The sequence below is a fragment of the Streptomyces sp. NPDC015171 genome (genome assembly GCF_043079545.1).
Lineage (GTDB): Bacteria > Actinomycetota > Actinomycetes > Streptomycetales > Streptomycetaceae > Streptomyces.
Genome location: NZ_JBIBUO010000001.1, coordinates 676371 through 697204, shown reverse-complemented (window position 1 = coordinate 697204; position 20834 = coordinate 676371). Strand labels below are relative to the sequence as shown.

17 protein-coding genes, 1 pseudogene and 1 riboswitch are annotated in these 20834 nt (G+C 73.3%); of the genes and pseudogenes, 11 read left to right on the top strand and 7 right to left on the bottom strand.

The features are described from left to right. Nucleotides 1-95 precede the first annotated feature (95 nt). From ACF073_RS03120 to ACF073_RS03105, 4 genes are all read left to right on the top strand, one after another. Nucleotides 96-704, top strand: coding sequence for a hypothetical protein (locus tag ACF073_RS03120; protein ID WP_392066358.1), 609 nt, complete (start codon nt 96-98; stop codon nt 702-704). 337 nt (nt 705-1041) lie between these two features. Beyond that, the gene (locus ACF073_RS03115) at nt 1042-2034 is read left to right on the top strand and encodes a serine/threonine-protein kinase (RefSeq protein ID WP_392066356.1); all 993 of its coding nucleotides are present in this window, start codon (nt 1042-1044) and stop codon (nt 2032-2034) included. A 127-nt stretch (nt 2035-2161) separates the two neighbouring features. Next, on the top strand, nt 2162-3775 hold the full coding sequence (locus ACF073_RS03110) for a succinic semialdehyde dehydrogenase (RefSeq protein WP_392066354.1): 1614 nt from the start codon (nt 2162-2164) through the stop codon (nt 3773-3775). A gap of 103 nt (nt 3776-3878) precedes the next feature. Further along, nucleotides 3879-5675: a GMC family oxidoreductase N-terminal domain-containing protein gene (locus ACF073_RS03105; protein WP_392066352.1), complete on the top strand. Its 1797-nt coding sequence runs from the start codon at nt 3879-3881 to the stop codon at nt 5673-5675. A gap of 614 nt (nt 5676-6289) precedes the next feature. Here ACF073_RS03105 and ACF073_RS03100 read toward each other — a convergent pair. After that, entirely contained in the window at nt 6290-6556 is a 267-nt protein-coding gene (locus ACF073_RS03100; protein ID WP_392066350.1) for a chorismate mutase, read from the bottom strand. A gap of 283 nt (nt 6557-6839) precedes the next feature. Between ACF073_RS03100 and guaA the strand changes: the two genes are divergently transcribed. Continuing rightward, entirely contained in the window at nt 6840-8420 is a 1581-nt protein-coding gene (guaA, locus tag ACF073_RS03095; protein ID WP_392066348.1) for a glutamine-hydrolyzing GMP synthase, read from the top strand. A gap of 13 nt (nt 8421-8433) precedes the next feature. Here the strand turns inward: guaA and ACF073_RS03090 are convergent. Then, nucleotides 8434-8894: pseudogene (locus ACF073_RS03090) on the bottom strand (pyridoxamine 5'-phosphate oxidase family protein). 140 nt (nt 8895-9034) lie between these two features. Between ACF073_RS03090 and ACF073_RS03085 the strand changes: the two are divergent. Further along, the gene (locus tag ACF073_RS03085; protein ID WP_392066346.1) at nt 9035-9829 is read left to right on the top strand and encodes a class II aldolase/adducin family protein; all 795 of its coding nucleotides are present in this window, start codon (nt 9035-9037) and stop codon (nt 9827-9829) included. On the opposite strand, the gene ACF073_RS03080 is transcribed toward ACF073_RS03085, so the two are convergent. After that, nucleotides 9822-10799: a DUF4429 domain-containing protein gene (locus ACF073_RS03080; RefSeq protein WP_392066344.1), complete on the bottom strand. Its 978-nt coding sequence runs from the start codon at nt 10797-10799 to the stop codon at nt 9822-9824. The two genes, ACF073_RS03085 and ACF073_RS03080, sit on opposite strands and share 8 nt — an antisense overlap. 188 nt (nt 10800-10987) lie before the next feature. Between ACF073_RS03080 and ACF073_RS03075 the strand changes: the two genes are divergently transcribed. Next, a complete protein-coding gene (locus ACF073_RS03075; RefSeq protein ID WP_392066342.1) occupies nt 10988-12268 on the top strand; it encodes a hypothetical protein in 1281 nt (426 codons plus the stop codon). A gap of 140 nt (nt 12269-12408) precedes the next feature. Further along, the gene (locus tag ACF073_RS03070) at nt 12409-12924 is read left to right on the top strand and encodes a DoxX family membrane protein (RefSeq protein WP_392066340.1); all 516 of its coding nucleotides are present in this window, start codon (nt 12409-12411) and stop codon (nt 12922-12924) included. Here the strand turns inward: ACF073_RS03070 and ACF073_RS03065 are convergent. Together ACF073_RS03065 and ACF073_RS03060 are read right to left on the bottom strand one after the other, a co-directional pair. After that, a complete protein-coding gene (locus ACF073_RS03065) occupies nt 12915-13130 on the bottom strand; it encodes a hypothetical protein (protein WP_392066338.1) in 216 nt (71 codons plus the stop codon). The genes ACF073_RS03070 and ACF073_RS03065 overlap by 10 nt on opposite strands. Then, complete coding sequence (locus ACF073_RS03060; protein ID WP_392066336.1) at nt 13117-14724, bottom strand: PspC domain-containing protein; 1608 nt, start codon at nt 14722-14724, stop codon at nt 13117-13119. The genes ACF073_RS03065 and ACF073_RS03060 overlap by 14 nt, the downstream gene beginning before the upstream one ends. 211 nt (nt 14725-14935) lie before the next feature. On the opposite strand from ACF073_RS03060, the gene ACF073_RS03055 reads away from it, so the two are divergent. Beyond that, nucleotides 14936-16225 (top strand): PspC domain-containing protein, encoded by a 1290-nt coding sequence (locus tag ACF073_RS03055; RefSeq protein WP_392066334.1) that lies wholly within the window; start codon nt 14936-14938, stop codon nt 16223-16225. Beyond that, nucleotides 16222-16956 carry a LuxR C-terminal-related transcriptional regulator gene (locus ACF073_RS03050; RefSeq protein WP_392066332.1) on the top strand — a complete coding sequence of 245 codons (735 nt, stop codon included), beginning with the start codon at nt 16222-16224 and terminating at the stop codon, nt 16954-16956. The genes ACF073_RS03055 and ACF073_RS03050 overlap by 4 nt, the downstream gene beginning before the upstream one ends. 81 nt (nt 16957-17037) lie before the next feature. Here the strand turns inward: ACF073_RS03050 and ACF073_RS03045 are convergent, their stop codons facing one another. Further along, nucleotides 17038-18102, bottom strand: coding sequence for an NlpC/P60 family protein (locus ACF073_RS03045; protein ID WP_392066330.1), 1065 nt, complete (start codon nt 18100-18102; stop codon nt 17038-17040). A 668-nt stretch (nt 18103-18770) separates the two neighbouring features. Between ACF073_RS03045 and ACF073_RS03040 the strand changes: the two genes are divergently transcribed. Next, entirely contained in the window at nt 18771-19124 is a 354-nt protein-coding gene (locus ACF073_RS03040; RefSeq protein WP_392066328.1) for a hypothetical protein, read from the top strand. Nucleotides 19125-19154: 30 nt separating this feature from the next. Here the strand turns inward: ACF073_RS03040 and ACF073_RS03035 are convergent, their stop codons facing one another. Continuing rightward, a complete protein-coding gene (locus ACF073_RS03035; protein WP_392066326.1) occupies nt 19155-20432 on the bottom strand; it encodes an NlpC/P60 family protein in 1278 nt (425 codons plus the stop codon). A gap of 8 nt (nt 20433-20440) precedes the next feature. Then, nucleotides 20441-20609, bottom strand: a riboswitch (cyclic di-AMP (ydaO/yuaA leader). Nucleotides 20610-20834: the final 225 nt, after the last annotated feature.

The window sequence follows — 20834 nt, the reverse complement described above, 5'->3', positions numbered from 1 at the left end:
CGCCCTGCCTGTGGCTGCGGGCGCGGGGGCGCGGTGGAGATGACGCATGAGCGCTGACGGGGGAAGCGGCCACGGGGCCGACGACACGACGAGTTTTGTTCTGCAACCGCCGAGGCGCCGGTGCCGCCGCGGTCGCGGCGGCCGTCACCGCGTACCTCGTCCTCGCCGGCCCGTTCGCCGGCCGGTCCTCCGACGGCTGGGCGAAGCGGCCGGAGAGCAGGCTCGGCGCCACCCTCGCCGTCCCCGAGGGCTACCAGGCGCTCCGGCCGGAGAAGGACGACACCGACAAGAACTGGGTGGCGTACGCGGACCAGAGCGGCGGCATCTGGCTCCGGCTGCGTCTTGACCGCAGGTCGCAGGACTCGCTGGGGCGGATCAAGTCCAGCGCACGGGCCCAGATGTACGACGACAACGAGAAGTTCAAGAGCCAGGGCGACTACGACCCCGGGATGGGCGAGGCCACCAGGACGGTGCCGGACACGGACGCCACCTTCCACGGCCGCCAGGCCGCCGGGAACACGGTCGCCTATCCGTCGGACGACTCGCCAAGCCGCCCCCGCGAACTGCGGATCTTCTACTACCGCAGCACGTCGGGTGACATGTACGAACTCGCCGTCGGCTACCCGGCGAAGGGCGATTTCACCGCCCGCGGCCGGGAGGTGGCCCGGGCGGCCGTCGCCGGCCTGGAGATCACGAAGCCCTGAGACCGCGGTACCGGCCCGCGGTGATGCCGAACCGGCGGCCGAAGGCGTGCGGGATTGGGCGTTACGGACAGGCCGCCTGGCCTCGGCACCGACGGCACAGGCGCCGCAGACGGCACGGGCATCACAGGCGCCACAGACGGCCAGGACCCGTCAGCGCGTACTGGAACTGGCCGTGCGGGAACGGGCCGCGAGGCAGCGGGCGTTGGTGGTGCCGGCTCGCTTCGGCCCGGCCGGGGCGGTGCGGGTGCGTGCGGCGTCCGCCGGTTTCCGGCTGTGCCGGTGGGCCGCCTGACCGCCCGCTTCGACAACGGCTCGGTGCGCACGGTACTCATGTGACATGACTGAAGACGGCGAACGCCCGCCCGACGCACGTCTGATCGGCGGCCGTTACCGGCTGGCCGGACGCCTCGGGTCCGGGCCGACCGGCACCGTGTGGCGTGCCCGGGACGAACAGCAAGGCCGGCAGGTCGCCGTCAAGGAACCGTTGCTGCCCGGCGATCCGGCCGCCGACGAGGAGAGCCGGCGCGTCGCGCACCGGCTCCAGCACGAGGCCAGGGCCGCCGTCCAGGTGCGGCACCCCTCGGCCGTCGCGGTGTACGACGTCGTCACCGAGGCCGGCGTCCCCTGGATCGTCATGGAGCTGGTGGCGGGCGAGTCGCTGCGCGAGGTGCTGCGGCGCGGGCCGCTCGCGCCCCCCGAGGCCGCGCGCGTCGGGCTCGCGGTGCTCGGCGCGCTGCGTGCCGCGCACGCCGTCGGCATCGTGCACCGGGATCTCAAACCGGCCAATGTGCTGCTGGAGTCCGGCACCGGGCGGGTCGTCCTCACCGACTTCGGCATCGGCGACGGCCACGCGGAGGAGGCGCCCCCCGGTTTCGTCGCCCCCGAGCGGGCTGCCGGGCCCGGGGCCGGGCCGGCCTCCGACCTGTGGTCCCTCGGCGCGCTGCTCCGGGCCGCCCTGGGCGACACGGACCCCGGCCCGCTGGGCCCCGTCCTCGACCGGCTGCACGCGGTCGAGCCGGCGGCGCGGCCCGGCGCGGCGGAGGTCGCGGCCGTCCTCCGCGACTACCTCGGCCCCACCGCCGCACCCGACCTGCCGGCCGAGTCGGCGGAGCCGGCGGAGCCGGCCGCGCCGGCCGCTACGACGGAGTCAGCCGCTACGACGGAGCCGACCGACACGGCGGAGCCGGCCGAGCCGGAGCCCCAGGCACCGGCCGCCCCCGCCCCCGCCCCCGCATCCTCCTCCGCCCCGGCTCCCGCCCCCGCCCCCCGGCGCCGCACCCCCCTGGGCGCCCTGGGTCTGCTGCTCGCGAGAAAGCCCGGGATCGACTGAGCATCACCGCGTCAACGCCCTGATCAGCACATTCTCTGCCAGTGATCACTGGCAGTATGTGAGCGGTCGGTGAATCCGCGTTACCGACGGGTACACAAAGCTTGCGCTCCGGCATACTCTGCGCGTCATGACGGACACGCAGGCCCCGGACATCGCCGGTACCAACCCGCTCGCGCCCGCCCCCGAAGGCGCCCGCACCGCCGCCGACGTGGTCACCCCGGAATGGGTGGCCCAGCTGACCAAGGGCGTCGTCGGCTCCGGCCGCACCGCCAACCACACCCCGTTCACCGGCGAGAAGCTGGCCGAGCTGCCCGAGTCCACGCCCGAGGACGTCAGCAGGGCCTTCGAGGCGGCCCGTACCGCCCAGGCCGTGTGGGCGCGGACCCCGGTCAGGCAGCGGGCCGCCGTCCTGCTCCGCTTCCACGACCTGGTGCTGGAGCGGCAGGCCGAGGTCCTCGACCTGATCCAGCTGGAGACCGGCAAGGCCCGTCTGCACGCGCACGAGGAGGTGCAGGCCGTCGTCGTCGCCGCCCGGCACTACGGCCGCCGGGCCGGCGCCTATCTGCGGCCCAAGCGGCACGCCGGTGCCGTGCCGGCCCTCACCAAGACCGTCGAACTGCGCCACCCGCGCGGGGTCGTGGGCCAGATCGCCCCCTGGAACTACCCGCTGGAGCTGTCCGTCGGCGACGCCCTGCCCGCCTTCGTCGCGGGCAACGCCGTCGTGATGAAGCCGGACACGGAGACCTGCCTCACCGCGCTGTGGGCACGCGACCTGCTCATCGAGGCGGGCCTGCCCGCCGGTGTCTTCCAGGTCGTCATCGGCGAGGGCCCGGTCGTCGGCCCCGAGCTGGTCAAGCACGCCGACTACGTCTCCTTCACCGGCTCCACCCGCACCGGCCGCGAGGTCGCCGTCGGCGCCGCGGCCCGCCTGGTCGGCGTCTCCCTCGAACTCGGCGGCAAGAACGCCATGCTGGTCCTGGAGGACGCCGACATCGAGAAGGCCGCCGCCGGCGCCGTCCGCGCCTGCTTCTCCTCGGCCGGCCAGCTGTGCATCTCCATCGAGCGGCTGTACGTCCACGAGTCCGTCGCCGACGCCTTCCTGGAGCGGTTCGCCGCCCGCACCGGGGCCATGCGGCTCGGCAACTCCCTGGCCTACGGCGCCGACATGGGCTCGCTGGTCGGCGAACGCCAGCTGGAGACCGTCGAACGGCATGTGCGGGAGGCCGTCGCCAAGGGCGCGAAGGTGATCGCGGGCGGGGCGGCCCGCCCCGACATCGGCCCGTACTTCTTCGAGCCCACCATCCTGGACGGCGTCGAGAGCTCCATGGCCGTCTGCGAGGAGGAGACCTTCGGCCCGGTCGTCTCGGTCTACCGCTTCAAGACCGACGAGGAAGCCGTCGAGCGCGCCAACGCCACGCCGTACGGCCTGAACGCCTCCGTGTGGACGACGAACGCCCGCCGCGGCCTGGACCTCGCCGCCCGCCTGCGCACCGGCACGGTCAACGTCAACGAGGGCTACGCGCCCGCCTACGGCAGCGCCCAGTCCCCGATGGGCGGCATGAAGGATTCCGGTCTCGGCCGCCGCCACGGCTCCGAGGGCATCCTCAAGTACACGGAGGCCCAGACGGTGGCCCAGCAGCGGCTGCTGCCGATGGCACCGTCCCTGGGCATGACGGACGAGGGCTACGCCCGCTTCATGAGCACGAGTCTCCGCCTGATGAAGGCATTCCGCTTCAGGTGACGCCCCCTCCCGCGGGCGCGGGGCCGCACCGGTACGCGGCTCCGCCCCACGGGCGCGAGCACCCTCACACCACCCGCACGCGAAACTCAACGAGGAGAACTCCGTGCCTCAGGACGCTTACGACTACGACGTCCTCGTCGTCGGCTCAGGCTTCGGCGGCTCGGTGTCCGCCCTCCGCCTCACCGAGAAGGGCTACAAGGTGGGCGTCCTGGAGGCCGGCCGCCGCTTCGCCCGCACCGCCCTCCCGAAGAACTCCTGGGACCTGAAGAACTACCTCTGGGCCCCAAAACTCGGCATGTACGGCATCCAGCGCATCCATCTGCTGGGCAATGTCATGGTGCTGGCGGGCGCGGGCGTGGGCGGCGGCTCCCTCAACTACGCCAACACCCTCTACGTACCGCCGAAGCCCTTCTTCGACGACCCCCAGTGGCGGCACATCACCGACTGGCAGGAGGAGTTGAAGCCGTACTACGACCAGGCCCGGCGCATGCTCGGCGTACGGCTCAACCCCACCATGACCCCCTCGGACGTGCACCTGAAGGCGGCGGCCCAGCGGATGGGCGTCGGCGACACCTTCCATCTCGCTCCGGTGGGCGTGTTCTTCGGCGACGGCCAGGACGCGGACGGGAAGGTGCGGGCCACCCCCGGCGAGCAGGTGAGCGACCCGTACTTCGGCGGGGCCGGACCCGACCGGAAGGCCTGCACCGAGTGCGGCGAGTGCATGACCGGATGCCGGCACGGCGCGAAGAACACCCTCAACGAGAACTATCTGTACCTCGCCGAGAAGGCGGGCGCGGTCGTCCACCCCATGACGACGGTCGTGTCCGTCACGGACGACTCGCGGGGCGGCTACGCGGTCGCCACCCTGCCGACCGACCAGAAGAAGAAGGGCGCGGGCCGCGTCCTCACCGCCCGCAAGGTGGTCCTCGCGGCCGGTACCTACGGCACCCAGACCCTGCTGCACCGCATGAAGGCGGGCGGCCAGCTGCCGTACCTCTCCGCCCGGCTCGGCATCCTGACCCGCACCAACTCCGAGGCCCTGGTCGGCGCGCAGACCGACAACCGCCGCTACCGCAGGGCGACCGGCACGGCGAAGGCCGACTTCACCCGGGGCGTGGCCATCACGTCCTCGATCCACCCCGACGAGGACACCCACATCGAGCCGGTCCGCTACGGCAAGGGCTCCAACGCGATGGGCGGTCTGTCGATCCTCCAGGTGCCGTACGCCGAGGGCTCCTCGCGCGCGCTCGCCTGGCTGGCGAACGCGGCCCGGCACCCGCTGCTGGTCGCCCGCTCCCTGTCCAACAGGCGCTGGTCGGAGCGGACCATCATCGGCCTGGTCATGCAGTCCCTGGACAACTCGCTGACCACGTATCTGAAGCCCGGCGGGGTCGGCAAGGGCCTGCTCACCGCCCGGCAGGGGCACGGCTCGCCCAACCCCAAGCAGATCAGGGCCGCCACCGACGCCGCCTCCGCGCTCGCCGCCGAGATCAACGGCTTCGCCGGCAGCAACGTCGGCGAGCTGATGGGCACGCCGCTCACCGCGCACTTCCTCGGCGGCTGCCCCATCGGCGACTCGGCGGAGACCGGCGTGATCGACCCGTACCACCGGCTCTACGGCCACCCGGGCATCTCGGTCGTGGACGGCGCCGCCGTCTCGGCGAACCTGGGCGTGAACCCCTCGCTGACCATCACCGCGCAGGCCGAGCGGGCCATGTCGTTCTGGCCGAACAAGGGCGAGGAGGATCCGCGGCCGGCGCCGGGAACGGCGTACGAGCGGCTGAAGCCGGTGGAGCCGCAGGCCCCCGCGGTGCCCGCGGACGCGTTCGGCGCGCTGCGGCTGCCGTTCCTGGGGATGCCGGCGGTACCGCCGAAGAAGGGACCGGAACCTAAGAAGTGACCGGGACCTAAGAAAGTGCCCGGAGCGGCACCAGGGACCTGCATCCCCCTCCGAAGGCAGGTCCCTCGCGCCGTTCCTTGATCCGGCAGGTTTGATCAGCGAAAAGCCGGAAGGGTTGCACGGCGGGCCCAGAAATTTCATGTGATGTGGACCACGTTCTCGGGGCCTCGCGTTCGTACCGGGGCCGCGCGGGCCTTCCGGGGGCCCCGGGCATGACGAAGGACGGGCCCCCGGGCATGACGAAGGGCCCCGCGGGACGGAGAGGCCGCGGGGCCCTTCGTTCGGTCAGCACCGGCGTCAGGGCAGCGCCGGTGCCTGGGGACGGCGCCGGGGGGTGCGCCGCGTGTTCATGTGCCCTGTCTGCAGTTTTCCGCCGGCCGGCTCCGAGCGTCCCCGGAGCCGGCCGTTCTCTTGGATGACCGGGCTGCTGTCCCCTGCCGTCCGGTCACTGTCTGGAGCGAGGTCCCACGACGTACGGCACGACCCGTACGTCTCATCGCCCCAGCGAGCCACGCGTGGTTCTGTCGGGCCCGCCCCTGGCTGGCACGGACACCCCCTCAACGAAGCGGTGCGCGGACCGGTCACGCGCCGTACGGGTGAGAGCGGGCCCGAACTCAGATGCGACCCCGGCACAGCTCCAGCAGGGTCATGGCGAGGGCGGTGCCGGGCTTGCCGAGGGCGTCCCGGTAGCGGCCGAGGATCTCCATCTCGCGGGACAGGTGCACCCGTCGCCCGCCGGAGGCGATACGGGTCTGCTGGACGACGGCGGAGACGGCCATCCGCTCCTGGACGAGGCCGATGATCCGGTCGTCGAGCGTGTCGATGCGTTCACGGGCGTCGGCGATGGTCGCTTCCGCGCTGGTCGTGGTCACGGCGGTCATGCTGGGGGCTCCTTGTGCGGGTGGGGGTCGAGGCCACGGAACGACAGAACCCGGAAAACGACAGGCGCCCCGGGCCTTGTCGGCCCGGGGCGCCTGGGAAGTCGCTTGGCGTTGGCTCAAGCAGCACGACCATGGCAGCCGGCGGGCCGGATGCCATAGGTAAAGACGAAGGTCGAGTGCTTGCGCATACGGTCAGTATGCCACGGGCCGTACCGGGTGGCCCGGCCGCCCGCCCCGTTAGACTCGGTAGCACAACCCCCGCCCGACCACCAGAAGGCACCCCGTGTCATCAGCGACTCCCACTGCCGCCACCCCCGACACCGTCCTGGTCGTCGATTTCGGTGCGCAGTACGCCCAGCTCATCGCCCGTCGCGTCCGCGAGGCGCGGGTCTACAGCGAGATCGTGCCCAGCACCACGCCGGTCGCCGAGATGCTCGCCAAGAACCCCGCGGCGATCATCCTCTCCGGCGGCCCCTCGTCCGTGTACGAGGAGGGTGCCCCCCGCCTCGGCCGCGAACTGTTCGAGGCCGGCGTCCCCGTCTTCGGCATGTGCTACGGCTTCCAGCTGATGGCGGAGATCCTCGGCGGGACGGTCGACAACACCGGCGCCCGTGAGTACGGCCGCACCGACCTGCACGTCTCCAAGGTGTCCTCCACCCTCTTCGAGGGCACCCCGGCCGAGCAGCACGTGTGGATGTCGCACGGCGACGCCTGCTCCGCCGCTCCCGAGGGCTTCACGGTCACCGCGTCCACGGACGTCGTCCCGGTCGCCGCCTTCGAGAACGACGAGAAGAAGCTCTACGGCGTCCAGTACCACCCCGAGGTCATGCACTCCACGCACGGCCAGCAGGTGCTGGAGCACTTCCTGTACCGCGGCGCGGGACTGACCCCGTCCTGGACCACGGGCAATGTGATCGAGGAGCAGGTCGCCGCGATCCGCGAGCAGGTCGGCGACAAGCGCGCGATCTGCGGTCTGTCCGGCGGCGTGGACTCCGCCGTCGCCGCCGCTCTCGTCGCCCGCGCCATCGGCGACCAGCTGACCTGCGTGTACGTCGACCACGGCCTCATGCGCAAGGGCGAGACCGAGCAGGTGGAGAAGGACTTCGTGGCCGCGACCGGCGTCAAGCTGGTCGTCGTGGACGCCGAGGAGCGCTTCCTGAGCGCGCTCAAGGGCGTCAGCGAGCCCGAGGAGAAGCGGAAGATCATCGGCCGCGAGTTCATCCGCGTCTTCGAGCAGGCGCAGGCCGAGATCATCGCCGACGCGGGCCCGGCCGTGGAGTTCCTGGTCCAGGGCACCCTCTACCCGGACGTGGTCGAGTCCGGCGGCGGCACCGGCACCGCCAACATCAAGTCGCACCACAACGTCGGCGGCCTCCCCGAGGACCTCGAGTTCCAGCTGATCGAGCCGCTGCGCAAGCTGTTCAAGGACGAGGTCCGGATGGTCGGCCAGGAGCTGGGCCTGCCGGACGAGATCGTCCAGCGCCAGCCCTTCCCGGGCCCCGGCCTCGGCATCCGCATCGTCGGCGAGGTCACCAAGGAGCGCCTCGACCTGCTCCGGGACGCCGACGCCATCGCCCGCGAGGAGCTGACCGCGGCCGGTCTCGACCGCGACATCTGGCAGTGCCCGGTGGTCCTGCTCGCGGACGTCCGCTCCGTCGGCGTCCAGGGCGACGGCCGCACCTACGGTCACCCGATCGTGCTGCGCCCGGTCTCCTCCGAGGACGCCATGACCGCCGACTGGTCCCGGCTCCCGTACGACGTCCTCGCCCGCATCTCGACCCGGATCACCAACGAGGTCCGGGACGTCAACCGGGTCGTCCTCGACGTCACCTCGAAGCCGCCGGGCACCATCGAGTGGGAGTGACCCCTTCCGGGGCTCAGGTCCGCCGGAGAGTCCGCACCGGCTCTCCGGGCTTCCAGACCTGGACGACGAGGTACGTGTCGTCCTCGACGTAGGTCCGCACGACCTCCGTCAGCTCGGTGCGGAAGAGGTGGAACGGCTGCGGCGGTTCCACCTCTTCCACATACGCGGCCCTGGCCGCGCCCTCCCCGACCTCGTGCGCCCGCCCGCTGACCCGGACGTCCCCGCCGCCCATGTCGGCACCCGGGTTGGCCTGCAGCGCGAAGCGCGGGTCGCGGCGCAGGTCGAGCGCCTTGAGCGAGCCCGGCATCATGCCGAGCCACAGCTCCCCGCCCAGGAAACGCACCTCCAGGCCGGAGGTACGCGGAGCGCCGTCCCTGCGCAGGGACGGCGCTCATGGTGGCGGTGGGCGCCGAAGCGCTCCTCGGCGAGAGCTGCCAGCTCGGGTGCGGCGGTGGTGAAGGCTGCCCAGTTCATGACCGCCACTCTTCCGGCTAATCCAGACAACTCCTGTCGTGTTTGTGCTGCGTACGTCATCTTTACAAACCAGCACTGCCCTTTTGCGCCGACCGGAGGTAACTTCCGGGCCGTACCGCACACCCCACGCTGGAGGACCTATGCACGGGCCCACCCCGCCCCTGCCGCTGCCCACCGGCCGGCTGCAGTTCGCCATGCCGCCCATGCACGAGTCGGCCGAGGACGAACGCCGGCACCGCAAGGAACGGCTCGCCGGCGCCCTGCGGATCTTCGGGCGGGCCGGGTTCGAGGACGGGGTGTCCGGGCACATCACCGCCCGGGACCCGGAGTTCACCGACTGCTTCTGGGTCAACCCCTTCGGGATGCCCTTCAAGCACGTCACCGTCAGCGATCTCGTCCTCGCCAACCAGGACGGCCAGGTCGTCGAGGGCCGCTACCACGTCAACCAGGCCGCGTTCACCGTGCACGCCCAGGTGCACGCCGCCCGCCCCGATGTCGTCGCCGTCGCCCACTGCCACTCCGTGCACGGCCGCGCCCTCGCCGCCCTCGGCGACCTCATCGACCCCATCACCCAGGAGAGCTGCGCCTTCTACGAGGACCTGGCCCTGTACGACGCCTACACCGGCGTCACCGTCGACGCCGAGGAGGGCCGCCGGATCGCCGCGGCGCTGGGCTCCCGCAAGGCGCTCGTCCTGCGCAACCACGGCCTGCTCACCGTCGGCGACTCGGTGGACGCCGCCGCCTGGTGGTTCCTGTCCCTCGACCGGTCCTGCCAGGTGCAGCTGCTGGCGAAGGCGGCGGGCCGGCCGGTGATCATCGACCACAAGCCGGCCGTCGCCACCCGCGAACAGCTCGGCGGCGACCTGGTGGCCTGGATCAACTACCAGCCGCTGTGGCAGGACATCAGCCGCGCCGAACCGGACCTGCTCAGCTGAAGCCTTCGAGTATGACCGCCTTGGTCATCGCGAACTCCTCGTCCGTGAGCACACCCTCCCGGTACAGCTCGCCCAGCTCCCGCAGCCGGCGCAGCAGCACATCATGGTGACCGTCCCGCACCGGCACCCCCGCCGGCGAGGACGTCCGGTCGGCGGGTACGCGGTCGGCGGGCACCTGGTCGGCGGGCACCCGGTCGCCCGGTGCTTGGTCGCCCGTGGCCTGGTCGTCGAGTGCCTTGTCCGCCCGGGGCCGGCCGGCGCGGGTGGAGGGGTGCGGCAGCCGGGCGGTGACCGCCGCCGCGACCAGCGCGGTCAGCAGATCCCGCCGGACACTGCCCCACAGGTCCAGGGCGTAGGGGTCCCGCTCGGGCGGCAGCTTGGAGAACACCGTCTCCCGGGTCACGAACCGCAGCAGACCGCCCGCGTACCCCGAGTTGGGCAGCCACTCCACCTGCACCAGATCCCCGAGCGCGATGATCCGCGGGCCGGTCGCGCGCTTGACCCGGTCGGAGGTGTCGGCCCAGTCGATGCGCACCTGGCCGCCGTCGAAGGACACCGTGCCGTCCGAGCACCGCACCGACACCGGCACCGGCGGGCCCGGCAGCAGATAGCCGGCCATCGGCTCCTGGGGGACCTGGTCCAGGAGCAGCGCGTGCCGGATCTCCTCGGCGACGTACTCCGCGACTCCCGAACGGTCCGCGTCCACCGTCAGCCGGTAGGGATCGGCCGCGTCCGGCAACCGGCCGCCGGTGGCCTGCAGCAGCGGGTCGGCGCCCTCGCGCAACCGCATCCGCAGCCGGCCGCGCCTGCGCTCCGGCTCGTAGACGACCCCCGAGACGGCCTCCAGCGGTACGGTGATCTCCCCGTACGTCTGCCGGAACAGCGGCACGGAGCGGTGCAGTCCGGGGGTGATCCGGATCGCGCTGCCGTCGAAGGCCCAGGCCCCGTCCCGCTGGATGATCTCGGCCATACGGAGATTCTCGCAGCCGGGTCAACACGGCGGCCCCGGCTTCACCCGCGATGACCCGGCCCGGCCACCCCGGAGCGCCCTGTATAGGGCACAATTCGCTGTCATCACAGGGGAGTTGTTCCGCCCTCGGACGCATCGCGGGCGCCGGGGGCCGGAGCGGCGGGTCGTGGGGAAGGCGGGCGTCGGGCGTGGCGGTGCAGGAGGCGAGAGGGGACACGGGTGCCGAGGGTGTCCACGCGGGTGGCTGCACCTGCGGGGACTGCCCGCACGGGGCCCGGGAGGGACATCGGCGGGCCGTCGCCGCGTTCCTGCGCAGGCGCGACGAGTTCGCGGCCGGACGGGGGCTGCCGGCGGCCGTGGCGCACTCGGCGTCGGCGTCCCGCCAATGGGTCTCCGAGGAGCTGACCCAGCGGGCCGAGGCCGTCGCCGAACAGGGCAGGGCCGAGGGCGCGGTCCGCCTCTCCCGGCTGTGGCTGCGCACGGTGTGCGCGGTGTGGGGCGCGGTTCTCGCGCTGCTGCTCGCCGAGGCGCTCACCGCGATCGGCGCGGGCTGGACCGGCGCCCGCACCGCGGCCCTGCTCGCCGCGTTCGCCGTCGCCGCCGCACTGACCGCGGCCTGCTTCTTCCACCGGGCGCGCGGCGGAGCGCTCGCGCCCGTGATCGGTGAGGACAACCGCATCTCCACCTCCCGTTCCGTTGCCGCCTGCTGGGTGCTGTTCGTCGGCTATGCCGTCCTGCTGCTGGCCGCCCGCCTGGCCGCCGCCTCCGACCACGCCGAACGCGACGCGCTGATCTCCGGCCTCGATCTGGCGCGCGGCGCGGGCGTGGTGACCGTCCTCGCCGTGGTGTGCGGCATCGCCGTCGTGGTCCGCCGGGTGGTGGGCCTGCGCATCCTCGCCCAGCGGCTGCAGAAGGTGCCGGCCCACCGCCCGCGCGCCGCCGACCTGCTCACCGACGACTCCGGCCGGGGCGCCTTCGCCGACATCCAGTACGTCGCCATCAGCGCCGTGGCCCTGCTGTTCGCCGCCGTACGCCTGGCCCGCCGTCCCGACCAGCTGCCCGACCTGCCCTGGGGCCTGGGCGTGGTCGTGCTGATCTCGGCCGCGACCTATCTCGCCGGCAAGTACGCCGACGGCGGCAGGCCGGTGATCCTCTCCGTGGTCCGCGCCCGCGAACCCGGCGATCTGGACGGCCCCGTCCGCACCGGCGACGACATCGAGATCCGCGGCTCCGGCTTCGTCCCGCCCGGCGCCCAGAGCGCCGAGCGGCTCTCCCGGATGGTCGTCCGCATCGGCGCGGTCGACGTCCACGTCCCTCTCGTCCCCGTCGCGGGCGGCTTCCGCAACCCCACGGACAACACCCTGACCGTGCCCGTCCCCGCGGACGTGGAGCCCGGCGCACTGGACGTCCAGGTGGTGACCGCGGCCGGTGTGGCGACCAACCGGTACCCGCTCCAGGTGACGGAGTGAGTGCCGGGCGGGTGCGCCCGCACGCCCGAAATCCGGAAAATCATCTGGGACAGGATTGAACTGACTCCCTTCTTCATACGTATCGTCGAGTGAGGGGCGGGACGGCGGGCGAAGGGCGGCAGGCAGCGATGACTCACAGCATGCGGACGGATACGCACACCACCTCGCTGGACGGTCCCCGGTCCCTGCGGGACACCGCCACCCGCTACGCCCTGCTGCCGCTGCGCGTCTTCCTGGGCGTCACCTTCATCTACGCCGGCCTGGACAAACTCACCGACAGCACCTTCCTGCGGTCCGGCGGCGCCGGCTCGATCGGCGACACCATGCGCGCGGCCCACGACTCCGCCGCGATCCCGGCCCTGATCGACCTGGCCCTGAAGGGCCCGGTCGGCTTCGGCTGCGCCATCGCCATCGGCGAGCTGGCCGTCGGTGTCGGGATCCTGCTCGGTCTGCTCGGCCGGCTGGCCGCGCTCGGCGGGGCGCTGATCTCGCTCAGCCTCTGGCTGACGGTGAGCTGGCCGACCACCCCCTACTACTACGGCAACGACCTCGCCTACCTGATGGCCTGGCTCCCGCTGATCCTGGCCGGCACGCCCTACCTCTCGCTCGACGCGGCCTGGCGGGCCCGGCGGCGACGGGCCGGCGGCTACCGCTGACCGCCCTCCGCGCCGCCCCGTCTGCGTATCCCCCGGGTCAGCGCCGCGGTCAGGCCGGCCAGGAAGAGCCCGCCGACGACCAGCGGGACGACCGCGAACCACGGTGTGTCCCACAGACCCCCCGCGTCCCCCGCGAAGACCACCCCGGTGGCACCGAGGAAGAGCCCGGCGACCAGCCTCCCCGGCTGGAACTCATGACGCAGCACGGCTGACCTCCACCTGTCCCACTCCGACGCCGAGTGTCAGCTTCAGCGTGCCGGACTTCCCGGCACCCCTGGCCGGTCTCAACGTCACCTCCTGATGCCTGCCGGGCTGCACATCCACGTCCTTTCCGCTGTCCCCGGGCAACCGGATGTCGCCCACGCCCACATCGATGCTCATCCGCACGGTCGCGTCCGCCGGCACGAGCACCTTCAGCTGTCCCGCCCCCACCCGGGCGTCCGTGGCCACCGTCTGCCCCTGCCCCGGGTGCACCCGGGTCAGATCCAGGGTGCCCCGGCCGGTGCCGAGGTCGTACCCGGACCGGACCTGGGTGGCCGCCCCCGGCTTCCAGGACGCCTCCCGCCAGTGGGTGGTGATGTCCCCGGGCAGGGCCGCCGCCCCGGCGAGCAGGGCCGCCGTGACCAGCGCCAGGAACACCGTCCCCGCGCCGGTCCGGCCCAGGAACGCGCTGACCGCGATGCCCAGCCCGAACACCGCGAGCGCGCACGCCAGACCGGTCTGCAGGCTGGTGCCCAGCGGGTGCGTGTCCCAGCTGGCCCCGGTGCCCAGTCCGCCCGCCAGCAGGGCGAGCAGGAACACCCAGCCGCCGATCCAGCGCGGGCCGCGCGGTACCGGGGGCGCGGCCCGCGGCGGCTGTACCGCCCCGGGGTGCGCCCAGGGGGTGGGGACGCCGACGTCCAGGACCGAGGTGAGGTCCCGCTCGCGGGCGTCGCCGGGCCCCCACAGATAGCCGGTGCCGCCGACATGGGTGCCGTCCTTGACGATCGGGTCCCGCCACCAGGAGGGGTAGGTGATGACCACCGGCGGCGCCTGGGCTTCCGGCGGGGCGTCGGCGGCGGCCTGCGCGGCCAGCGGGTCGGGGTCGGGGGCACCACGGCGCTGCGACCAGTACCCCGCGCCCGCGAGCAGCAGCGAGAGCACCGTGGCGAACGCCAGCACCCCGCCGTTTCTCAGCATCGTCAGGAAGATCCCGCAGCCGACCAGCGCGAACAGCACGGCGGCCAGCGCCTGGCCGTCGACCCGGCCGGTGAAGAGCTTGCGCAGCTCGTTCTCCTCCTCGTCCTCGTACGGCACCAGGAGCCAGACGAAGCCGTAGAAGATGAGGCCAAGACCGCCCGTCGCGGAGAGCACGGCCAGCGTGATCCGGAAGATCACCGGATCCATGTCGGTACGGCGCCCGAGCCCCGCGCACACGCCCCCGATCATCTTGTGCCGGCGGTCTCGCCGGAGCCGGTCGGGTACCTCGGCGAGCCCGGAGGCATCCTGCGGCTCCGGCTCGTCCGCGGGGAAGCGGCCGCCGGTCCGGGAACGGGGACGCGGGCCGGCGGGGGCGTCGGCTTCTCCGGCGCCGGCGCCGGGGCCGGTGCCGCCGACGCTGTTTTCCGCGCCGGCACCGGTGCCGGCGGGGCTGCCGGTGCCGGCGTCGGCGGGGAGGCGGGTGTCGGCGGGAGTGCCGGTGCCGGCCGCTCCCGTCTCTCCCGTCGCGGCGGGCGCGGCATCCGTCGGTCCGGTGCCCGGGGCCGGGCTCGGGCCGGGGCCGGGTCCCGGACCCGTCGCGGCGTGCTCGTGATCCGTCATGCGTCCATGGTGACGGCCCGGCTGTCACGGCGGCAGTCGGGACGACCCTGGGCCAACCCTGAAATCGGCCCTGAGACGGGGCGGGGGAGCGTGCGGGCGGCCCGGATCGGCGGCCGGGCCGCCCGCCCGGACCGCCCCCGAGGGAAGATCAGGGGCGTCTCGGGGACCGACCCTGATGCTCTGCCCCGCCTGCCGTGTGACCATCGTTGGCATGCCGGAAGCCGCAAGCCTGCCCCTCGACGACCCGCGGCCGCCGCGCAAGCTCTACCGCAGCAGCGACGGACGCTGGCTCGGCGGAGTAGCGCGGGGCCTCGCCGGGCATCTCGGGCTGCCCGTCATCTGGGTGCGGCTCGTCTTCGTCGGCCTGTTCATGGCGGACGGACTCGGAGCGCTGCTGTACGCCGCGTTCTGGTTCTTCGTCCCGCTCGGCATCGGCGGCGTCGGCGACCAGAAGCCGTCGCTGGTGGGCACGGAGACCTCACCGGACGGCCGCCGCCGGCTGATCGCCCGCAGACCGGACCGCGGCCAGATCGTCGCGCTGCTCCTCATGGTCATCGTGTCCATGGTCTTCGTGGGCAGCGTCAACCTGGGCAGCGCGGCCAAGGCGTATCTGGTGCCCATCGTGCTCGTCGCGGCCGGTGTCGCCCTCGTCTGGCGCCAGGCGGACAACGCCCGCCGGGCCCGCTGGGTGGAGGCGGGCCGCCGGCGCCGCACCCTCACCCTGCTGCGCACGGCCGGCGGAGTCCTGCTCGTCACGGCCGGTGTCTCCGCGATCTTCGTCCTCCAGGGTTCGGCGGCCCACCTCGGGGCGGTCCTCCAGGCCGCGCTCGTTGTCCTCGTCGGCATCACCCTGCTCGCCGGCCCCTACCTGGTCCGCATGACCCAGGACCTGTCCGAGGAGCGCCTGATGCGCATCCGCGCCCAGGAGCGCGCCGAGGTCGCCGCCCATGTCCACGACTCCGTGCTGCACACCCTCACCCTGATCCAGCGCAACGCCGACAACGCGGGCGAGGTGCGCCGCCTCGCCCGCGCCCAGGAGCGCGACCTGCGCACCTGGCTGTACAAGCCGGAGGGCACCGGCAAGGACGAGGCCGACGAGCCGGACACGGTCGCCGAGGCGGTCCGGCGCAACGCCGCCGAGGTGGAGGACAAGCACGGCGTGCCCATCGAGGTCGTGATCGTCGGCGACTGCCCGCTGGACGAGAGGACGGCGGCGCAGATGCAGGCCGCGCGTGAGGCGATGGTGAACGCCGCCAAGTACGGTGGCGAGGGCGGTGCCGTGCAGGTCTACGCCGAGGTCGAGGGGAAGACTGTCTTCGTGTCCGTGCGGGACCGCGGTCCCGGGTTCGACCTGGACGCGATACCCGCCGACCGCATGGGCGTCAGAGAATCGATCATCGGCCGTATGGAGCGCAACGGCGGTACGGCCCGGCTGCGGTCGGTGCCGGACGGCGGCACCGAGGTCGAGTTGGAGATGGAGAGGGCGGAGAAGACGTCATGAGCGAGGCGACCGAGGCGAACGGCACGGCGGGAGCGGCCGGGCCCGGCCGGTCCGACGGCGGTGCGGGCGGGCGGCACGTACGCGTGGTGCTCGTGGACGACCACCGGATGTTCCGCACCGGCGTCCAGGCCGAGATCGGCCAGACCGCCGAGACCGGGGTCGAGGTGGTCGGCGAGGCGGCCGACGTAGACCAGGCGGTCACGGTCATCACCACCACCCGGCCCGAGGTGGTCCTCCTCGACGTCCACCTGCCGGGCGGCGGCGGTGTCGAAGTGCTGCGCCGGTGCGCGGCGTTGACGGCGGACGCCGCGCGGCCCGTCCGGTTCCTCGCGCTGTCCGTGTCGGACGCGGCGGAGGACGTGATCGGGGTGATCCGGGGCGGCGCCCGCGGCTATGTCACCAAGACCATCACCGGCACCGACCTGGTCGACTCGATCTTCCGGGTCCAGGAGGGCGACGCCGTCTTCTCCCCGCGGCTGGCCGGGTTCGTCCTTGACGCCTTCGCCTCCACCGACGCCCCGCCGGTGGACGAGGACCTGGACCGCCTGACCCAGCGGGAGCGCGAGGTGCTGCGTCTGATCGCCCGTGGCTACGCCTACAAGGAGATCGCCAAGCAGCTGTTCATCTCGGTGAAGACGGTCGAGTCCCATGTCTCCGCCGTCCTGCGCAAGCTCCAGCTGTCCAACCGGCACGAGCTGACCCGCTGGGCGACGGCCCGCCGACTGGTCTGACCCGCCACCGAGCCCCACCGGGCACCCTGACACACCGGGCACCCCGGCCCTCAGGCACCCCGACCCCCGGTACCCCGGCTCTCAGGCCACCCGGGTCGCCCCCGCGAACGGCATCTCGTCGACCGGGGCCAGGCGGACCGGCGCCGAGGGGTTCGGGGCGTGGATCATCTGGCCGTTGCCCACGTAGATGCCGACGTGGCTGATTCCGGAGTAGAAGAACACCAGGTCCCCGGGCTGGAGTTCGGAGCGGGAGACCCGCCGGCCCGCGTTGATCTGGGCGTAGGTGGTGCGGGGCAGGGAGATGCCGGCGGAGCGGTAGGCGGCCTGGGCCAGGCCCGAGCAGTCGAAGGCGTTCGGGCCTGTGGCGCCCCATACATAGGGGCTGCCGAGCTTGCCGTAGGCGTAGGCGACGGCCGCCGCGGCACGCCCGGTGGGGGCCGGGACGGAGCCGGCCGGGTCCAGCGGCTCCCGCGGGCCGGCGGCCGACCGGGAACCGCGTCCGGCCGTGCCCTCGGCGCCGGTGACCTCGGTGCGCTGCCGCGGGGGCAGCTGCGCCAGCAGCCGCCGGGCCTCGTCCAGCTTGCCCGTGACGGTCGTCTTCCGTCGTCTCAGCTCGGCCTGTCGTGACCGCAGCGACCGCAGCTCGACGCGCGCGGCACCGCGCAGCCGCTCGATCTCCCGCAGCTGTTGGCGCACCCGGGAGACGGCGGCGGCCTGCCGGTCGCCGGCACGCTCCGCGAACGCGGCGCCGTCCAGATAGCGGTCGGGGTCGCTGGAGAGGGCCAGCTGCCAGGCCGGGGCGATGGCGCCGTCCCGGTACTGCGCCGCGGCGAACGAACCCAGCGCGTCCCGGGCCGAGTTGAGCCTCTGCTGCCTGCGGGCGGCCTCGCCCTGGAGCGTGCTCACCCGCCGCTGCGCCGTGTCCGCCTTCTCCTTCGCCCCGTTGTACTTCTCGGTGGCGGCCTCGGCCTCCCGGTACAACGTGTCCACCTTGGCCTTCACCTGCCCCGGCGTCAGCTGCGGCTCGGCGTGTGCCGTCCCGTCGAAGCCGGTCGCGGTGGCCGCGCCCGCCAGGGCGAGCGTGGCCGCCGTCCGGGCCGTATGACCGCTGAGCGGGCGTTGCGAGGGCTTGCGGTGCGCTGCCACCTGGACCGTCACGTCCTTCCGTGCGACTCGTACGACCGAGTGTCAGTACGACCGAGTGTCCGTATGACCAGGAGGTCGGCACGGCCGGATGGCCGTGCGACCGGGCGGTCAGTGGGCCCCGCGGCGGCCCGCACAGGGGGAGTGGGCCGCCGCCGGGCTTTCTCGGCGCTGGCGGCCGACTGCCGCCCCCGGTCCGGGCGGCTGGGGGAGCCGGTCACCTGGGGGAGGACGCTAGGCCGGACGGTGACGAGAAGGTAACGCGGTGTACGGAACTGGTTCCGACGGACCGGGAAGTGACCGGATGTGATCGCGTCGCCGGACTGGAGTCGACATGTTCACGCAGCGTGGTGACCGAAGCGCGGAAAGGGGGACAGGCGAGGGCCGTGGGCTGCTATGGGGCGGATATATGCACGTTCTCCGGAGTCGTCGCGAAGGCGCCGTCACCGCCTGTCACCACCACCCGTCACCCCTGCCGGGTGGAAGTGCTTTCCCGACTGCCTGTGGGAGGGGTCGCGCGCCCGCGACGGGGCCCGGATCCGCCCGCACGGTCCGACCGCAGCCCTCGCGAGCCCGGCTCCGGCAGGGCGGGACGGCCCGCATCGCTCGAACACCCCGGAACGGCACCCTGCCGTCCCTGGGGCCGCTGCCCACGAATAGGCTCCGGCCCCATGGACGTACTCATCCATCTCTTCGTCGGCCTGCACATCATCGGTATCGCCGCGCTGCTCGGCGGTTTCCTCACCCAGATGAAGGCGATGGGCCGGGGCACGGCCCGGTTCGTGCCCGGGATGCTGCACGGAGCGCTGACCATGCTGGTGACCGGCGTGGCCCTGGTCGGCCTCAACCAGGCCGACGACCACCACGTCAACAACATCAAGATCGGCGTGAAGCTGGCTCTGCTGATCGTGATCCTCGGCCTGGTCTACGTGAAGCGCGACGAGGAGCGGGTCGACAAGGGCCTCTTCGGGCTGGTCGGCCTGCTGACCACGGCCAACATCTTCATCGCCGTCCTCTGGACCTGATCCGGCCCCGTCCTTCGACGCGCCCCGGGGTCAGTCCGGCCGCACCACGCTGTGGACGGCCGCCTCACCGGCGGCGGTGACCGGCTCCTCCCGCACGTACGCGCCCGGTCTGGGTGCGTGGATCATCATGCCGTCGCCCGTGCACAGCCCGACGTGGCTGACGTCGTCGTGGAAGAAGACGAGGTCGCCGGGGCGGGCCTGCGCGGCCGGGACCGGGGTGCCGGCGGCGGCCTGCTCGCGTGCGGTGCGCGGGAGGGTGACGCCGGCGGACTTCCAGGCGGCCTGGGTGAGGCCCGAGCAGTCGTAGGAGCCGGGACCGGCGGCGCCCCACACGCACGGCTTGCCGAGCTGGGCGCGGGCGAAGGCGATGGCCTTCCTGGCCTTGGTCGCGTACGCGCCGGAAGGCGTGCCGGGGGCCTGGGAGGTCTGCCGCGACAGCAGCACGCGCGCGTGGGCGAGCTTTTTCTGCACGCTGGCCTTGGCCGTCTTCGGGCCGCTCGCGGCGTCCCCCGGCAGGCTGTCCGCGGGCGCTCCGGCGGCGGTGGCGGGGGCGGCGTCCACGGCGGGCGGGGCCACGGCGGTGCCCCGGGGGGACGTAGAGATGCCGCCCCGGCCGTGGACCGGCGGCGCGACGGCCGCGTCCTGGACCGACGGGATGCCGGCGGCGTGCCGGGCCGAGGGGATGCCGGCGGCGCCCTGGAACGACGGAGCGAGCGCCGCGTCCTGGAGCGTCGGGACACCGGCCGTGTCCCGGACCGACGGGATGCCGCCTGTCTCCCGTGCGAGCGGTATTCCGCCCGTGTCCCCTACGAGCGGTATCCCGCCCGTGTCCCGCAGGGGCGACCCGGCGGCGGTGTCCGGGGCGGACAGGGTGCCCCGCTGGGCCGGGACCGCGCCGCGCTGGGTGGGCAGGGCGCGGTGCCGGGCGCGTCGGGCGACCTCGTCGCGCAGGCGCTGGAGGCTGTCCGCGCGTCGCCGCGGGGCCTCGGCCTCGTCGGTGCGGTCGGCGCGGTCGGTGCGGTCGGTACGGGCTGCCCGCTCGGTGCGCGCGTTCCGCTCGCCCCGCTCGGCCCGCTCCCTGTCGGTGGCGGACGTCTCGGCCGCCGACTCCGCCCGGCGGTACAGGTCGTCGATCTTCCGCTCGATCTCCTCCCGGCTCGGCCTGCCCTGACCGCCCGTGGCCGCGGGCGCGGCCTCGGCGGTCTGGGAGAACACGGCCACGGAGGTGAGGGCGGCGGTGGCGAGGGCGGGGGTGCGGATGCCCGCCCCGTGGGTTCCGCCGGGGCGCGGCTTGCGGTGCGACGCCAAGGGTGGCGACTCCTTCCGTGCTCCGCCTACCGGGTTAGCTGTCGGGTTCGGGCGGGTGCTTGGAAGGGTTGCCCTACGGCGTCGTCCCGGGCGGGAGTCGGCCGATTCACCCCAGGATCGGTGGGTCCCCGGCTCCGCGCACCGTGCGGGGTGCGCCGGACTCGGCGGAGGCCGCGCGGCCCGGCGAGGTTCGCCGGAGTGGGGTCGTGCGGCCTGACGGAAACCTAGCCAACTCGTGTGTCTTCTGTGAAGGTTGGTGCGAGGTATGTCCGATACATTTCTGTGACCTGAGGCAGGTTTCACGCGCGCGTGACCAGGTGCTTCCACTGGGTGAGCGGCCCGCGGGCGCTGTCGGGGCGACGGCCGACTGTCCGGGAATCGGGCCATGTTCCGGGGACGGCG

Coding starts and splice junctions, on each gene's coding strand:
- ACF073_RS03040 (WP_392066328.1), top strand. CDS start 18,771: ATGGACGTACTCATCCATCTCTTCGTCGGCCTGCACATCATCGGTATC.
- ACF073_RS03110 (WP_392066354.1), top strand. CDS start 2,162: ATGACGGACACGCAGGCCCCGGACATCGCCGGTACCAACCCGCTCGCG.
- ACF073_RS03050 (WP_392066332.1), top strand. CDS start 16,222: ATGAGCGAGGCGACCGAGGCGAACGGCACGGCGGGAGCGGCCGGGCCC.
- ACF073_RS03080 (WP_392066344.1), bottom strand. CDS start 10,799: ATGGCCGAGATCATCCAGCGGGACGGGGCCTGGGCCTTCGACGGCAGC.
- ACF073_RS03100 (WP_392066350.1), bottom strand. CDS start 6,556: ATGACCGCCGTGACCACGACCAGCGCGGAAGCGACCATCGCCGACGCC.
- ACF073_RS03060 (WP_392066336.1), bottom strand. CDS start 14,724: ATGACGGATCACGAGCACGCCGCGACGGGTCCGGGACCCGGCCCCGGC.
- ACF073_RS03055 (WP_392066334.1), top strand. CDS start 14,936: ATGCCGGAAGCCGCAAGCCTGCCCCTCGACGACCCGCGGCCGCCGCGC.
- ACF073_RS03085 (WP_392066346.1), top strand. CDS start 9,035: ATGCACGGGCCCACCCCGCCCCTGCCGCTGCCCACCGGCCGGCTGCAG.
- ACF073_RS03070 (WP_392066340.1), top strand. CDS start 12,409: ATGCGGACGGATACGCACACCACCTCGCTGGACGGTCCCCGGTCCCTG.
- ACF073_RS03115 (WP_392066356.1), top strand. CDS start 1,042: ATGACTGAAGACGGCGAACGCCCGCCCGACGCACGTCTGATCGGCGGC.